Raw genomic sequence first — 15,730 nt, 5'->3', positions numbered from 1 at the left:
GTACCGGCCCCCCGGTCCGTATCCCCCTCACCGAGCAGGTCGAACGGGTGTGGCATGGTTGAAGACGTGGTGAACCCGGCTGGCGAGCGTTCAGGTCAGTTCGGCGCGCTCGGCCTGCACCTCGCCGACCCGCGCGTCGAAGCGTCCGTGCTGGGCGTCCTCGACCGGGTCGAGGCCCAACTGTGGTCCGGCGTGGCCAGCGCCGACCCGTTGGTCACCGAGGCGGCCCGGCACCTGATGGAGGCCGGCGGCAAGCGGTTCCGGCCGCTGCTGGTGGCGTTGGGCGCCCAGTTCGGCGATCCGGAGGCCGCCCAGGTGGTCCCGGCCGCCGTGGTGATGGAACTCACCCACCTGGCCACGCTCTACCACGACGACGTGATGGACGAGGCGGCCGTGCGGCGGGGCGCGCCGAGCGCCAACTCCCGCTGGAGCAACTCGGTGGCCATCCTGGTCGGCGACTTCCTCTTCGCGCGGGCCGCGGACATCGCGGCCGACCTGGGCCCGGAGGCGGTCCGGTTGCAGGCGCGCACGTTCGCCCGCCTGGTGCACGGTCAGATCGCCGAGACGGTCGGCCCGCGCGGCACCGATCCGGTCGCGCACTACCTGCACGTGATCGCCGAGAAGACCGGTTCGCTGATCGCCACCTCGGCCCGCTTCGGCGGCATGTTCGGTGGCGCGTCCGCCGCGCACATCGAGGCACTGGCCGGGTACGGCGAGGTCATCGGCGTCGCGTTCCAACTCTCCGACGACCTGCTGGACATCGCCAGCGAGTCGGTGCAGTCCGGCAAGACGCCCGGTACCGACCTGCGCGAGGGCGTGCCCACGCTGCCGGTGCTCTACGCGCTGGCCGGCGACGACTCGGACGCGGCCAGCGTCCGGCTGCGGGAGATCCTGGCCACCGGCCCGCTCGTCGACGACGCGCTGCACGCCGAGGCGCTCACGCTGCTCCGTGAGTCCCCGGCGCTCAAGCGCGCCCGGGAGACGGTGCGCAGCTACGCCGAGGACGCCCGGGCCCACCTCGCCCCGCTCCCCGAGGGTCCCGCCCGCCGCGCCCTCGAATCCCTCTGCGACTACATCGCCGACCGCACCAGCTGACCCGGTTCCGGTCGCCAGGCGCGACCGATATCCGTGCGGCCGGGCCGCGGACGCCGGCGCTGTCCCGACCGTTACCGAACGTAGTCTCTGCCAGGAGTAGGCCGCAGTTGAGGCATATACCTCACGGTCATAAATATGACCCCTGGTCATAACCGTCCCCGGCGAAGTATCTTCCCCGGCGGCTCGGCGGCTCGGCGGCTCGGCGGCTCGGCGGCTCGGCGGCTCGGCGGCTCGGCGGCTCGGCGGCTCGGCGGCTCGGCGGCTCGGCGGCTCGGCGGCTCGGCGGCTCGGCGGCTCGGCGGCTCGGCGACGCGTGTCGTGGCGGCGGTGGGGCTCAGGTGGGGCGGGACAGCAGGCGGGCGGCGAGGAGCATGAGCAGGGCCGCGAGGAGCATGGCGCCGGCCGCGGTCAGCCACATCGCCGGATAGCCGGCCGTGCCGGCCAGCGCGCCGAGACCGAGCGGGCCCAGGCAGCCGCCCGCGTACACGCCGGTCTGGGTGATCGAGGTGGCGGCGGCCGGGGCCCGCGGGTGGAGCCGGACCACCGCGAAGTTCAACAGCCCCGGCCAGGCCCAGCCGAGGCCGAAGCCGAGCACCACGCCGGCGACCAGCGGCACCGGACCGGCCACCGCGAGCAGGAGCAGCCCCACGGAGCCCGCCACCAGCAGCCCGGCGATCACGCCGACGTGCCCGCCGGCCCGCCGGTCGGCCAGCCACCCCACGCCGACCCGGGCGGACACGCACACCGCGCTGCCCAGGGTGAGCGTCAGGCCGGCCAGGCCGGGGGAGAGCCCGCGCGCGGCCGACGAGTCGACCAGGAACGTGCCCAGCGCGTTCGCCGCGCCGGCCGCGAGCGTCGCGGCCAGCCCGACCACCACCAGCGCGGCCCGGCCGCCGCCCCGGGCGGTGGAGGCGGACCGGGTACGCCGGTCCCGACCGGACCGGGGTACGGCCGGCAGCGCGGCCAGCGCGGCCCCGGCGGCCGCCACGAACGCCCAGCGCCAGCCGGCGGTCAGCGCGACGGTGGGGACCGCCGCGCCGGCCAGCAGCGTGGAGAGCGGGATGGCGGCCTGCTTCACGCCGAAGGAGAGCCCCTGCCGGTGGGCGGGCACGTGCTCGGCCAGTGCGGCGTTGCTGGCGAGCTGGCCGAGCGCGTTGCCGGCGGCGCTGAGCGCGAGCAGCGCCACCAGTGTGGGGTACGACCGGGCGAGGCCGGCCACGGCCAGCAGCGAGCCGGCGGAGAGCACGATGGCGACGCGGGCCACCGGCGCCGGCCCGTACCGCTCGACCAGGGCGCCGGACGGCACCGAGGCGAGCGCGCTGATGCCGAAGTAGACCGAGACGGCCAGCCCCAGCCCGGCCGGGCTGAAGCCCAACTCGTCGCCGAGCTGCACGGCGAGGCCGCCGACCAGGAAGACGGGCAGGACGCAGGCGATCGTGGTGACGGTGGCGCCGGCACCGACCCGAACCGGTCGCCCGGCCGCCGGCCGACCGGTTCGCGAAATAGTTTCAGTCATTGTCGGTCAACCTACGCCGACCGCGTTTTCGCTGCTGATCGTGTCTGTCGATGCACGTTCTGTGCCCGGTGATCTGACATCCTCGACCCGAACAGGCATTTCGCACCCGGACCTTTTTTCATATGGTGTAAGCCCCGGCGGCGGAGGTGGTTGTGCGCGACCCTCTGGCGGAGCCTTCGGACCTGATCCGCAGCGTCTCCCGCGCGCTTCGAGTACTCGAGTCGGTCGGCCGTGCGCCGAAGGGCCTCACCGTGAAGCAGATCGCCCGCCGCTGCGAACTGACCGTCGCCACCACCTACCATCTGGTGCGCACGCTCGCGTACGAGGGCTACGTGATCCGGCGCGAGGACGGGACGTACATCGTCGGGCTGGAGATCGCCGACCGCTACCGTGAGCTGGTCACCGCGTTCCGGGGCCCGCCCGCGGTCGGTGAGGCGTTGCGCCGGGCCGCCGCGGAGACCGGCTGGAGTCACTACCTCGGCCGTTTCGTCGGCGGGCAGGTGGCGGTCACCGCGTGTGCCGAGGGACCGCGCTCGCCGTACCTGGAGGATCTGGTGCCGGGCTTCGCCGAGGGCGCGCACGCCACCGCGCTCGGCAAGAGCCTGCTCGCCACGCTCACCGCCGAGCAGCGCTTCCGCTACCTGCGGGAGTACGGCATGCGGCCGTTCACCACTGCCACCCTGACCACGGTCGAGGCGTTCGAGGCCGACCTGGCCGCCGGCGACCGGCGCGGCATGCAGCTGGAACTGGGCCAGTTCCGGCAGGGCGTGGCGTGCGCCGCGGTGCTCGTCGCCCCGGACAAGGACATCGAGCGGCGGGTGGTGCTGGCCTGCGCGTTGCCGGCCAGCGAGATGATGACCTCGGCACGGGTGGTGCGGGCGAAACTGCTCACCGTCGCGCGGGCGATCGCCGACGGAATCGCCACCGAGACCTGAAAGGGCCACCATCCTGGCCGGATGGTGGCCCTCCAGCGGGCGGTCCAGCGCCGGACCGCCCCGAGGTTGGCTCAGCTGCCGACCGGGCCGCCGTCGAGGCGCCAGGTGACCACCACGCCGGGCTTGGCGAAGTCACCGTCCGGCCAGGTGGAGGCCGGGTTCTCCACGGACGCGCCGGAGATCTCACCCGGGTGCTGCACGGCCACGAACACCGACCGGTTGTCCCGGGTGATGAACGGGCCGCAGGTCTCCGCGCCGAGCGGCACGGTGAGGAACTGCTTCAGGTGGCCCCGCTCCGGGCCCTCGACGGCGGTGGCGAACAGGCCGTCGTTGCTGCCCAACGCGTTGCCGTCGGTCGAGATCCAGAGGTTCCCGGTGGCGTCGAACGCGACGTTGTCCGGGCAGGAGATCGGCGACACCTTCGTCTTGTCGTACCCGGCGAAGTACGTCGAGGCGTCGGCCGGGTCACCGCAGACGATCGGCAGCGACCAGGTGAACGTCTCGGCGGTGTTGTCGCCGCGCTCCTCGACCAGCTCCAGGATCTGCCCGTGCTTGTTGGCGTTACGCGGGTTCGCCTCGTCGGCCGGCGCCTTGCCGGCCTTGCCCCGGTCGCTGTTGTTGGTCAACGCCACGTAGACCTTGCCGGTGAGCAGGCTCGGCTCGACGTCCTCGGGACGGTCCATCTTGGTCGCGCCGACCTTGTCGCCGGCCAGCCGGGTGAACGTGAGTACGTCGGCGGCGGTCATCCCGTCGACGTACGAGCGGTTGCCGCTGACCAGCTTGATCCACCGCCCTCGGCCGCCGAAGCCGCCGTCGGCGGGGAGCGTGCCGCTGCCGTCGATCTCCCCGGCCGGGCTGTCGCCGGTCAGCGCGGCCACGTAGAGCGTGCCCGACTCCAGCAGCGTCAGGTTGTGCTTGCGGGCCACCCAGGAGTTGCCCGGCAGGAACTTCTTGTCCGACACGAACTTGTAGAGGTAGTCGAAGCGCTCGTCGTCGCCCATGTACGCGACCACGTGCCCGCTGCGGGCCACGATGACGTTCGCGCCCTCGTGCTTCACCCGGCCCAGCGCGGTGTGCTTGCGCGGCCGGGCCTGCGGGTCGAACGGGTCGATCTCGACGACCCAGCCGAACCGGTGTGCCTCGTTCGGGTGCTTCGCCAGGTCGAACCGCTCGTCGGCCCGCTCCCACTTGCGGCTGCCGCTCGGGTAGCGCACGTCGGTCGGGATGCCGTAGCGGGCCAGCTTCGGCTTCAGCTCCTCCGGCGCGCCGTCGCCGCCGACGAAGTACTGGTTGAAGTTCTCCTCGCCGGAGAGCACGGTGCCCCACGGCGTGACGCCGCCGGCGCAGTTGTTCAGCGTGCCGACGACCGTGCGGCCCTTCGGGTCGGCGGCGGTCCGCAGCCACGCCGAGCCGGCGGCCGGGCCGGTCAGCTCGAACTTCGTGGCCAGCGCCGTGACCCGACGGTTGTACTCGCGCCGGCCCCGGCGTACCGGCCGCCACTGGCCGGTGTCCGTGACCCGCTCCAGCTCCACCACGGACATGCCGTGCGCGGCCATCGCCACCCGCACCTGCTCCACGGTCAGCGCGTCCTGGCCGGTGAAGCCGGGGAACATCAGGTCCTCGTTGGTGTACTCGTGGTTGACCACGAGCAGCGCGCGCCTACGGTCGATCGGCAGCACGCCGACGAAGTCGTTGTTGTAGCCGAACTGCTCGGCCTGGGCGGCGGCGCTCTGCTGACGCACGTCGAACGCGGGCGCGCCGGGGACCACCTCGTCACCCCACTTGATGACGACGGCGTGGTCGTACCCGTTCGGCACCACGAGCGTGTCGAGCTTGTTCGGCGGGATCGGCTTGAACGACAGCGCACCGTTGCCCGGGCGGGCGGACGCGGCGACGGCCTCGTCCGTGCCCGGGGCGGTCGGGGTGGCGGGCGCGGCGGCGGCCGGCGTCGCCCCGGCGAGCGCGCCCGCGGCGGCGCCGCCGAAGCCGAGCACCAGCGCGCCGACCGCACCGGCCCGGACCACGCCGCGGCGGGAGACCTCGGTGTCGACCAGGTCGCCGAAGTACGGGTTGTCGGAGGAGTTGGGCACCGGGTGGTCGCAGGCGTTGCCGCACCGGTACAGACAGGTCATCGCGTCGCGGCTGCCGTGGCGGGTGCCACCCAGCAGCGGAAGCAGGCGAGGACGTTCGCTCATGGGGTGGAGCCTCCTGGTCGGACGTCGGACGTCGGACGGCGTGCCGGGCGGTCGACCCGGACGCGTACCTGCCGGACGGTGCCAGCACGCGGTGAGCGCGCGTCGGCCCGAACATGAACCGGACGTGAACAGCTCCGGCGTGACCTGCGGCTGAACCGTTCGGCGGCCCGGCACGTATGGAAGAACGAACGCAACCGCCCGGACGGGCGAACGCATCGCCGGTCTCCCCGCCGCCGGAAGCGAGGTACCGCCATCAGCGACCACGACGCCCAACTGCTGCGCGCGCTGCACGACGAGCACGCCGACGCGCTGTTCGCGCACGCCCTGCGACTGGTCAACGGCGACCGGCCGCGCGCCGAGGACCTGGTGCAGGAGACGCTGCTGCGGGCCTGGCGGCACCCGGAGTCGCTGGACCCACGGCGTGGCTCGGTCCGCGCCTGGCTCTTCACCACCGCCCGGAACCTGGCCATCGACGCCTGGCGTCGCCGCTCCGCCCGGGTCGGCGAGGTCTACACCGACGAGCTGCCGGAAACCGCGGAGACGGTCGACGAGACGGAGCGCGCGGTGGAGGCGTGGACGGTGGCCGAGGCGCTCAACCGCCTCAGCCCGACCCACCGCGAGGTGCTCGTCGAATGCTTCTACCAGGGCCGGTCGGTGGCGGAGGCGGCTGCCCGGCTGGGCGTACCGCCGGGCACGGTGAAGTCGCGCACCCACTACGCGCTGCGCTCACTACGGTTGGCGCTGGCCGAGATGGGGGTGACCGGATGACCCGCTGCGAGTTCGCGCACGACGACGGCGCGTACGTGCTGGGCGCCCTCGCCCCGGCCGACCGCGCCGCCTACGAGCGGCACCTGGGCGGGTGCGCGCAGTGCCGGGAGGCGGTGGCCGAGATCGCCGTGCTGCCCGGCCTGCTGGGTCGGCTCGATCCGGCCGGGTTGGAGCAGTTCCTGGAGGTCGGCCCGGAGACCTCACGGCTGCCCGCGCTGCTCGACGCCGCGCGGGCGCGCAAGCGCCGCGACCGGTCGCGCGCCCGACGACGGTACGCGTCGACCGCGCTCGCCGCCGCCGCGCTCGCGGTGCTGGCCGGCGTGGGCGTGACGCTGGTCCGGCCGCCGGCCGAGTCGGCTCCCCGGCCGGTGGCGCTCACCTCGATGCGGCCGGTCGCCGGAACCGCGCCGGTGCACGCCGAGGTGGGGCTGACCGAGACGCCGTGGGGCACCGAGGTCACCATGCACTGCGGCTACGACAGGCGGGCCGGGCACCGCGAGGCGTACACGTTCCGGCTGGTGGCGCACGGCCCGGACGGCGCGACCGAGCAGATCGGGTCCTGGCTCGCCGCGCCCGGCGACGACCTGCGTTTCTCCGGTGTCACCCGCTTCACCCGGGGTGACCTGGTCCGCCTGGAACTCCTCCGCGGCACCGACACCCCCATCCTCGCCTACGACCTCCGCTGACAGTCCACCTCGCCCCCGCCCCCGGCGGGGAGTGGGGTGCGGGTGCGGCGGGTCTGGCGGGTGTGGTTCAGGGCGTCGACGGTGAAGACGACGAGGGCGAGCCAGACCAGGGCGAAGCCGGCCAGGCGGGCCGGCGGCATCGGCTCGTGGAAGAGCAGCACGCCGCAGCCGAGCTGGAGGATCGGGGCCAGGTACTGCAACATGCCGATCGTGGACAGCGGCAACCGGTTGGCCGCGCCGGCGAAGAACAGCAGCGGGATCGCGGTGGCGGCGCCGGCCAGCACCAGCAGCGCGGTGTGCCCGGCGGAGACGTGCCCGAACGTCGAGTCGCCGCGCGTGGCGAGCCAGCCCAGGTACGCCAGGGCGGGCAGCGCCAGCACCGCCGACTCGACGAAGAGCCCCTCGGCGGCGGGCAGGCCGAGCTGCTTCTTGACCAGGCCGTACCCGGCGAAGCTGAACGCGAGCGTGAGCGCCAGCCAGGGCAGCCGGCCGTAGTCGACGGTGAGCACCGCCACCGCGAGCGCGCCGACGCCGAGCGCCGCCCACTGCGCCGGGCGCAGCCGTTCCCGCAGCACCAGCACGCCGAGCAGCACCGACACCAGCGGGTTGATGAAGTAGCCGAGCGCGGTCTCCACCACCCGGTCGGAGTTCACGCCGTAGATGTAGGTGCCCCAGTTCACCGCGATCAGCGCGGCGGCGAACGCGATCCCGGCCAGCGCGCGGGGTCGCCGGGCCAGCGCCCGCAGGAAGTCGACGTGGCGCATGGCGGCCAGCAGCAGCGCCACGAACACCACCGACCAGATGATCCGGTGCGCGAGGATCTCCACCGGCCCGGCCGGCCGGAGCAGTTTCAGGTAGATCGGGAAGAAACCCCAGAGCAGGTACGCGCCGATGCCGTACAGATAGCCGAGGCGGAGCTGGTTCACGGCTCCACCGTAAGTGGTGAAGCCGGCTGTTGGTCCTTTCCGGTGACAGGCGTCACCGCTCGTCCAGCTCCATGTACCGGTCCGCCGCCACGGGCTGGAAGCCGAGCTTCCCGTACACGCCGTGCGCGTCCATGGTGGCCAGCACGATCCGGCGTACGCCCAGCTCGGCAACGTGGTCGCGGACGCCCGCGGTCAGCCAGGTGCCCAGCCCGCGGCCCCGCTCGGCCCGGTCGACGTAGACGTCGCACAGCCAGGCGAACGTGGCCCGGTCGGTCACCACCCGGCCGACCGCGACCTGCCGGCCGTCCCCGGGACGGTAGACGCCGAAGCCGATCGAGCCGGCGAACGCGCGCTCGACCGTCTCCCGCTCCCGCCCCCGCGCCCAGTACGCGTCCGTGGCGAGCCAGGTGTGCACGCGGCCCAGGTCGAGCCGGTCGGGGTCGGTGCTGAGCTGGTAGCCGTCGGCGCGCGTCAGGGTGAACACCCGGCCGAGGCTAGTGCCGCTCCGGGGGCCGCTCGCCAGCCAATTTCCGCGCACTGGCCTGCCCGCCCGGACGGAGTGCCGGGCGGGTGGCGAAGACGTCTCAGTCGCGGTCGAGGACCGCGCCCAGGATCCAGGTGACGATGCCGACGAGGAGCGCGCCGAGCACCGCCGCCGGCCAGAACCCGTCCACGTGGAAGGGCAGGCCGGCCTCCCCGGCGATCCAGCTCGTGAGCAGGAACAGCAGGCCGTTCACCACCAGTGCGATCAGCCCGAGGGTGAGCAGGTAGAAGCCGCACCCCACGGTCTTGATGATCGGCTGGAGCACCGCGTTGACCACGCCGAAGATCACCGCGACGAGCAGCAGCGTCGCCACCGTCTCGGTGACGGACCCGGAGTCGAGCGTGATGCCCGGGATGAGCAACGTGGCGAGCCAGAACGCCACCGCCGTCGACGCCACCCGGATCAGAAGACCCTTCAGGAAATCCATGGCCGGGATCGTGCCACGCCGCTCCCACCGGCGGAAGCGCGTACGCCTCAGCGGCGGACCGGACGACCGACCAACCGCGACTCGACAGGGGTCGGCGACAGCAGCGCCCACCGCAGCGCCCGCCGGTTGACCACCGCCACCATGTCGTCGCGGATCCGGGTGAGCCAGCCGGCGGAACCGCCGAGCCCCAGCGCGGTGCCGGCCAGTTCGGCCTCGGCCGGGTCGAGCGGCTGGAGAACGGCCAGGTCGGCGCGGGCCAGCGCCGGGGCGTCCGCCGGGGTCAGCTCGTCGCGAACCACCAGCACCGACTGCCAGGCCGCCGCCGGACCGACCTCCGGCGGCACCGGGCCGGCGTCGACCACCAGCAGCAGCGGCCGCAGCGGCGAGCCGGGCGCGCCGCCGACCGGCCGCCCCGGCGGGAGCAGCGGCACCCCGTCGCCGGGCCCGCCGACCCCGCGCGCGAACGCCTCCCAGGCGCGCGGCCTGGTGGTCTGCACCGCCACCCGGGCACCGAGCGCCAACGCCCGCAGCACCAGCAACTGCGCGGCGGGCACCCCGCCGACCAGCAGCACCCGGGTCGTCGCCGGACGGAACAGGCGGACGGTCAGCGGGCCGCCGCGCCGGTTGGCGCCCACCATCAGGCCGGACCCACCGACCGGCAGGTCCGGCGCGGCCGGCGGCGACCCGGCCGGAGGCGCCCCGCCGCCGGTCGCCGCCAGCGGCAGGGTGGCGGCCAACCCGGTGAGGTGCTCGCCGTCGAGGCGGTGCAGTTCCGCTCCCGCGTCCCCGGCCGCCCGACGGAGCGCCCGTTCGGCGACCGCCAACTCCGCCGCGCTCCCGGCGGCCACCCGGACGGTCAGCTCGGCCCGGGCCGGCGGGGCGTCGGCGCGGGGGCCGACGCAGAGCGCGACAGTGGTGGCGGTGGCCGGTACGGCCAGCAGCCGGGGCACCAGCCCCCGGGCGGCCTCGCCCCGTGGATCCGGCCAGCGACGCAGCCGCCAGGTGGCTTGTGTCAGCCCACCCACGGTGAGCAGCGGCCAGGTCTCCCGGGCCGGGGCGCCGGTCTCGTGATGGGCCAGCTCGTCGATCACCCGCAGGGCGGCCGGCGCGCCGAGCGGCCGGCCGTCGAGCGAACCGAGCCGGCGGACGATCCGCCGGACCGTCCCGGAGAGCGCCCGCAGCAGTTCCTCGTCCGACCAGCCGTCGGCCCGCAGCACCCGCACGGCCAGCACCACCCGCGCACGCCCGGCCAGCCGGCCGTCGGTGAGCTGGCGGTAGGACGTCCCGACCGGCCCGGACGCGACGGGCGGCACGGGGGCCGGCGAGGCCGAGAAGACCAGCTGGAGCCGGACCGGAGGGCTCTCCGGGCCGGCGGGCGGGAGCAGGTCGGGCGGAGCCGGGAGCGCCTGCGGGCGGTCGCCGATCAGGTCGTCCGGATCGCCGAGCTCCAGCAGCGCGGTCAGCCCGGCGGCGTCGTGCAGCACGGCGGCCGGACCGCCGGCCAACTCCGCGGCGTGCACCACCGTGCCCGGCCCGACCAGGCCCAGCAGCGCCGAGGGATCGGTGGCCGCCGGCAGGGCGCGGCGACGGCTCAGGTACGCCGCGCCGACGGTGAGCCACTCGTGCAGCCAACGGCCCCGGAACCGGACCCACGCGGCGGGCACCAGCAGTGCCGCGCAGCACAACGCCACGGCGGTCGGCGCGACGCCCCGCCCCAGGGCGGCCAGCAGGACGGCGGCCGCGACCTGCGTGGTCACGATCTGTCCGGCGCGGAGCCGCCGGAGCCTCCACTGTGGAAGTGGAGGCGGCGCGGGCGCGGGCCGCTCCGTCGTGCTCGCGGTCACCGCACCTCCTCGTCGGGCCGCCGGGTGACGCCGCCGTGGCACATCGTAGTGGCGTCGTTGTCCACAGGGGAGGCCCCGGGGGTAGCAGAACCGGACTGGGACCGCTACCGTCAGCGACGAAAATCGTTGCGCGTGCGCCCGCCGTCTCCCTCCCCCTTCCGGCGGCCGCGAGCGCCGCGCCGACGAGTCCACGGTGGTCACCCCGGGTGGCCAGCCACGACCGAGGAGACGAGGTGACGTCCGGGATGTCCCAGACCCAGGCAGAAGCCGCGGTGATGCAGCAGACCGCCGCGAAGTTCGAGCACGTCGACCAGTCGCTGCAGACCATGCTCAGCGGCCTGATGGCCGAGCTGGAGGTGCTGCAACAAGCGTGGCGAGGCGCCGGCGGGCGCTCGTTCGCGCAGGTCAAGCAGCAGTGGGCGCAGGATCAGGCGGCCCTGCAACGGGCCCTGCGCGAAACCGCCACCGCGATCCGCACCGCCGGCCGCCAGTACGACGTCTCCGACACCGAGGCCGCCGGCCGGGTGGCCGGCACCAACCGCGGCATCCAGCTGCCGCTCTAGACCATCGGAAGGATCGAACCCATGGAGCACGGTGTGCTGGTCGTCAACTTCGCCGCCCTGCAACAGGCCGGCGCCGACATCCAACGGGCGCTGACCACCCTGGAGAGCCAGCTCGGGCAGCTCGAACGGGACGCGGCACCGCTGGTGGCGAGCTGGAACGGTGAGGCGCGCGAGGCGTACGAGCAGCGGCAGTCCCGCTGGCGGGCCGCCTCGCAGGACATGCAGGCGATGCTGCGCGACATCAAGCTCGCGGTGGAGGACTCCGCGGCCGACTACCTCGACACCGAGAAGCGCAACACCAACCTGTTCCACTGAGACCGGCGGGTACGGCCCGGGTGCCCGTCACCCGGGCCGCCCCCACCCTCCCGGCCCTCCCCGGCCCCCACCCCGCTTCCGCGATCTTGCACTTTCGGCCCTCGGCTCAGGCGTCTTGCCCGTTTCGTCCGGGCACCAACTGCAAGATCGGGCGCGCGGGGGCGGGTGTGGGGGGTCAGGTGGGGTTGGCGGGGTGCCAGCGTCGGCGGGTTCCCCGGGGTAGCACCACGGCCAGCAGCGCCACGAGCGCCGCCGCGCCACCCGTCACGCCGGCCACCAGGAGTGCCCGGTCCCGGGCCGTGGCCCGGCGGGACTGGCGGGCGAGCGTGGCCGGGTCCGGGCGGTCCGCCGGGAGCGCGACCGCACGCCCGGGCCGGACGTCCGCCCCGCCGGGCGACTCGGTCACCGCGCGGTACGGGTTGAGCACCCCGGCGCCGTAGCCCTCGCCCCGCCCCGGTGCCGGGTCGGTGCCGGCCACGATCCGCCCGGCGACCTCGGTCGCGTGCAGCCCGGGGCGATACTGCCGCAGCAACGCGGCGGTGCCGGCGACGAACGGCGTGGCGTAACTGGTGCCCTCCGCCCGCCGATGGCCCTGCCGGGGCGCCGCCATCAGCACCTCGCTGCCCGGGGCGACCAGGTCGACGTACGGGCCGGTCTGGGAGAACGCGGCACGCGTCCCGTCCCGCCCGATCGCGCCGACGCCGAGCACCCCGTCGTACGCGGCCGGAAAGGGGCGGGGATCACCGCTGTCGTGCAGGTTGCCGGCGGCGGCCACCACCACCACGTCCCGCCGCACCGCGTAGGCGACCGCGGCGCGCACCGCCGGGTCGTCCGCGTACAGCACGACCGAGAGGTTGAGCACGTCGGCGTCGTGGTCCACGGCCCAGCGGACGGCCCGGGCGAAGTCGGCCGCGTCGACCGTACGCCCCGACTCCCGCCCGTCGACCACCTGCTGTTCACTGACGCGTACCGGCAGGATGCGCGCGCCCGGCGCGAGGCCCCGGAACGCGACACCCGGCCGTGGCGTGGCGGCGATGATGCTCGCCACGCCGGTGCCGTGCCCGGCGCAGTCGCGGGTGCCGTCCCCGCCCGGGTCGAGGAAGTCGGCGCCGGCCAGCACCCGACCGGCGAGCTGCGGATGGGACCGGTCCACCCCCGAGTCGACCACCGCCACCACCACGCCCGCGCCGGTCGCGAGCGGGGCCAGCCGCTCCGGCGCGTACCGTTGCTGGGGCCACGGCTGCTCGGCCACCGGGCGGGCCGGCGCGGGCGGCGTGGCGCAGCCGGACGGCGCGCGGGCCGCTGCCGCCGGGGCCGCCGGCAGACCGGAGACGAGGAGGGTCGCCAGCGCGACCGCGGTGGAGCGCGCGAGGGGCCGGGGCATCGACGACCTCCGTAACGTGTCGACTCCGGAACGGGATGTTAGCGCCTCGCCGACGCCACGGCCGACCGTCGATGGCCAGGCATTGTGATCTTGTTACCACCTTGTAGGTTGTAGGCGATGCCTGTGGCCTGTGCGCGGAAGGAGAGGTGGCCCGTGACCGGATGGGAGCCGGCCACCGAGGCCGAGGTGGCGATGCGGGACGCGCTACGAGCGCAGGACCAGCAGCAATACTTCCGCGTGCTGACCCATGTCGATCTGGTGCTGCCGATCGCCGGCGGCCCGACCGCGGGGTGGGGCACCTGGACCTCCGAGGGCCGCACGCACGTGCTGGCGTTCACGTCGGTCGCCGCGCTGCGCGCCAGCCTGGGCGAGAACGCCGGCGCCACGCGTCTCGTCGCGTACCCGGACCTGGCCGCCGCCTGGCCCAACCAGGAGTGGTGGCTGGCGGTGAACCCGGGCCTGCCGATCGAGGGCTACCTGCCCGCCTGGTACGTCGCCCAGCTCGCCCGGGGCGACGTCCGGCTGCCCGGCCGGACCATGGGCGCCCGAGCCCGTCTGGAGCGGGTGGAGAGCGCCGCCCGGGCCGCCCGCGACGGCGTCCTGGGGCCGGCGCGTGACAGCGTTCCCGGGCCGGTGCGTGACGGCGTCCCCGGTTCGGTGCGCGACGTCGGCGCCGAATCCGGCCGCTTCGCTGTCCCGGAACCCGCCCGCGAGGCGCCGTCCGTTCCGGTTCCGGCCGCCGCGACACCCCCGGCCCCGTCGGGCCGTGGCGGGCGGGTGGCGGAGGTCGAGGAGCCCGCCACCGTACCCATGCGATCCGTTCCCCTCCTCGGCCGCCGCGCCCCGACGGCGCCGCACCGCCGCCCGGCGTCCGGTGACCACGGCCGCGCCGGGGCGGGCGACGGGGCCGACCCGGACGCGCTCGACGGCTGGCTCACCGACCTGCGTCGCCGTCCCGACGAGCCGGACCCGTTCGCGGCCGGCCGTGCGACGCCGGACGAGCCGCCGACGCCGCCGGCCCCACCACCGGCCCGTTCCTTCTTCGAGCCCACCTCGGGCCGCGCGACCCGGCGGCCCTCGCCGCTGGACACCCCCAGGCGATCCGGCGAGCGGGCGACGCCGCCCTCCCGGTTCGCCGGCGGCCAACCGTTCCCTCGGCGCCGGCCGCTGAACGAGCCGGTGCGTGAGGACCAGACCCGACCGTTCCGGGTGGGAGCGGACGAGCCCGCGCCGACGCCGGCCGAACCGACAGCGCCGTTCCGGCCGGCCCGGCCGCCCGAGGACACGCCTCGGACACTGCCCCGCCGGCACTCCGGCCCGCCCGCTCCCGACCGGTGGGCCGGAACGCGTACCGACCGCGACGCGCCGGGCTGGACCCCGCTCGACGATCCGGCGGAAGCCGAGGCGCTGCCACCGTCGATGGCCGAGCCGGTGTCCGCTCCGCCCGCGCCGCGCCGGGACTTCACGCCGATCGTCATCGAGGGCACCGTCATCGAGGCCCGTGACCTGACCGCACCCGCGGCGACCGGGCCAGCTTCCGAGGGGTACGCCGCCACCGGCCCCGTCCTCTCCCGGGTGGACGCCGCCGAGCCGGCCGGGTCGCCGGCCGTCGACGTCGACGAGCCCGCGTGGACTGACGACCGCAGGGCGCCCGAACCATTCGTCACCGAGCCGTCTGTCGCCGGGCTGTCTGTCTCCGAGCCGTTTGTCTCCGAGCCGTCCGTTGCCGAGCCGTTTGTCACCGAGCCGTTTGCCACCGAGCCGTTTGCCACCCAGCCGTCGGCCACCGACTCGTTCGACGCCGGTTCATCGGCCCCCACCGAGCCGTTCGCCACCGGGTCGCGCTCGGACCGGGTCGGGTCGGCGTGGGAGACGACGACGGCACCGCTCTCGCCGGCCGCCGCCGAGCCGTTCCCGTCCCCGGCCAGCGAGCCGACGAGCTCGGTGTTCGATCCGCTCCGACCGGCGGCCGAGGCGTCCGTCCCGGCGGACGCGGCACCGCTGCCGACCGGACCGGACGAGCCGACGGTGTCGCTCGCCCGGCCGGCCAGGCACCCGGACGAGCCGACGGTGTCGTTGTTCGAGCCGACCACACCGCTGTTCTCGCCTTCGCCGACGCCTTCGTCTTCGCCGTCTCAGCCCACGTCGCCAGCATCGGCGTCGCCGTCGGACGAGCCGGGCACCCCGGTGACGTCCTCCGCCGGGGAACCCACCAGGTCGCTGTTCGAGCCGTTGTCCTCGCCGGCCGTGCCCGTCCCGGCCGAACCGACGGTGTCCCTCTCCACGCCGGTCACGGAAGAGCCGACGACGTCCCTGTCCAGCCCGGTCCCGGACGAGCCGACGACGTCCCTGTTCGCGCCGGTCGCGGCGGAGCCGACGGTGTCCCTGCCCGCGCCGGCAACCGCGGACGAGGCGACCACGTCGTTGTTCGCGCCGGCCGGGGACGAGGTGACCACGTCGCCGTCCGTGCCGGGCGCAGCCGAGCCGACGGTGTCCCTGTTCGCGCCGGTGCCCTCGGACGAGCCGACCACG

13 protein-coding genes are annotated in these 15,730 nt (G+C 75.0%); 6 read left to right on the top strand and 7 right to left on the bottom strand.

The features are described 5' to 3' along the window. Positions 1–54 precede the first annotated feature (54 nt). The gene (locus TPA0908_RS29670; protein WP_281943592.1) at positions 55–1,095 is read left to right on the top strand and encodes a polyprenyl synthetase family protein; all 1,041 of its coding nucleotides are present in this window, start codon (positions 55–57) and stop codon (positions 1,093–1,095) included. A 334-nt stretch (positions 1,096–1,429) separates the two neighbouring features. Here the strand turns inward: TPA0908_RS29670 and TPA0908_RS29665 are convergent, their stop codons facing one another. Next, a complete protein-coding gene (locus TPA0908_RS29665; protein ID WP_281943591.1) occupies positions 1,430–2,611 on the bottom strand; it encodes an MFS transporter in 1,182 nt (393 codons plus the stop codon). A gap of 152 nt (positions 2,612–2,763) precedes the next feature. On the opposite strand from TPA0908_RS29665, the gene TPA0908_RS29660 reads away from it, so the two are divergent. Continuing rightward, positions 2,764–3,546: an IclR family transcriptional regulator gene (locus TPA0908_RS29660; protein ID WP_281943589.1), complete on the top strand. Its 783-nt coding sequence runs from the start codon at positions 2,764–2,766 to the stop codon at positions 3,544–3,546. 71 nt (positions 3,547–3,617) lie between these two features. On the opposite strand, the gene TPA0908_RS29655 is transcribed toward TPA0908_RS29660, so the two are convergent. Further along, the gene (locus TPA0908_RS29655) at positions 3,618–5,741 is read right to left on the bottom strand and encodes a PhoX family protein (RefSeq protein ID WP_281943587.1); all 2,124 of its coding nucleotides are present in this window, start codon (positions 5,739–5,741) and stop codon (positions 3,618–3,620) included. A 252-nt stretch (positions 5,742–5,993) separates the two neighbouring features. Here TPA0908_RS29655 and TPA0908_RS29650 point away from each other — a divergent pair, with 252 nt between their 5' ends. Continuing rightward, the gene (locus tag TPA0908_RS29650; RefSeq protein WP_107154686.1) at positions 5,994–6,509 is read left to right on the top strand and encodes a sigma-70 family RNA polymerase sigma factor; all 516 of its coding nucleotides are present in this window, start codon (positions 5,994–5,996) and stop codon (positions 6,507–6,509) included. After that, positions 6,506–7,195, top strand: coding sequence for an anti-sigma factor family protein (locus TPA0908_RS29645; protein WP_281943585.1), 690 nt, complete (start codon positions 6,506–6,508; stop codon positions 7,193–7,195). Before TPA0908_RS29650 ends, TPA0908_RS29645 begins: the two co-directional genes overlap by 4 nt. Here TPA0908_RS29645 and rarD read toward each other — a convergent pair. The 4 genes from rarD to eccE form a co-directional block, all read right to left on the bottom strand. Beyond that, complete coding sequence (gene rarD, locus TPA0908_RS29640) at positions 7,180–8,121, bottom strand: EamA family transporter RarD (protein WP_281943583.1); 942 nt, start codon at positions 8,119–8,121, stop codon at positions 7,180–7,182. The genes TPA0908_RS29645 and rarD overlap by 16 nt on opposite strands. Before the next feature lie 52 nt (positions 8,122–8,173). Beyond that, complete coding sequence (locus TPA0908_RS29635; protein WP_281943581.1) at positions 8,174–8,605, bottom strand: GNAT family N-acetyltransferase; 432 nt, start codon at positions 8,603–8,605, stop codon at positions 8,174–8,176. Between the two features lie 100 nt (positions 8,606–8,705). Then, positions 8,706–9,092 (bottom strand): phage holin family protein, encoded by a 387-nt coding sequence (locus tag TPA0908_RS29630; RefSeq protein ID WP_281943579.1) that lies wholly within the window; start codon positions 9,090–9,092, stop codon positions 8,706–8,708. A gap of 47 nt (positions 9,093–9,139) precedes the next feature. Beyond that, positions 9,140–10,936 carry a type VII secretion protein EccE gene (eccE, locus tag TPA0908_RS29625; protein WP_281943577.1) on the bottom strand — a complete coding sequence of 599 codons (1,797 nt, stop codon included), beginning with the start codon at positions 10,934–10,936 and terminating at the stop codon, positions 9,140–9,142. A 245-nt stretch (positions 10,937–11,181) separates the two neighbouring features. On the opposite strand from eccE, the gene TPA0908_RS29620 reads away from it, so the two are divergent. Both TPA0908_RS29620 and TPA0908_RS29615 read left to right on the top strand, forming a co-directional pair. Beyond that, positions 11,182–11,499: a WXG100 family type VII secretion target gene (locus TPA0908_RS29620; protein WP_281943575.1), complete on the top strand. Its 318-nt coding sequence runs from the start codon at positions 11,182–11,184 to the stop codon at positions 11,497–11,499. A 21-nt stretch (positions 11,500–11,520) separates the two neighbouring features. Then, positions 11,521–11,814 carry a WXG100 family type VII secretion target gene (locus TPA0908_RS29615; RefSeq protein WP_281943574.1) on the top strand — a complete coding sequence of 98 codons (294 nt, stop codon included), beginning with the start codon at positions 11,521–11,523 and terminating at the stop codon, positions 11,812–11,814. A gap of 175 nt (positions 11,815–11,989) precedes the next feature. Here the strand turns inward: TPA0908_RS29615 and mycP are convergent, their stop codons facing one another. Further along, on the bottom strand, positions 11,990–13,198 hold the full coding sequence (gene mycP / locus TPA0908_RS29610; protein WP_281943572.1) for a type VII secretion-associated serine protease mycosin: 1,209 nt from the start codon (positions 13,196–13,198) through the stop codon (positions 11,990–11,992). Positions 13,199–15,730 lie beyond the last annotated feature (2,532 nt).

Source organism: Micromonospora sp. AKA38 (assembly GCF_027925725.1).
Lineage (GTDB): Bacteria > Actinomycetota > Actinomycetes > Mycobacteriales > Micromonosporaceae > Micromonospora.
The sequence above is the reverse complement of the archived record's forward strand: the minus strand, read 5'-3'. Positions and strand labels throughout refer to the sequence as shown.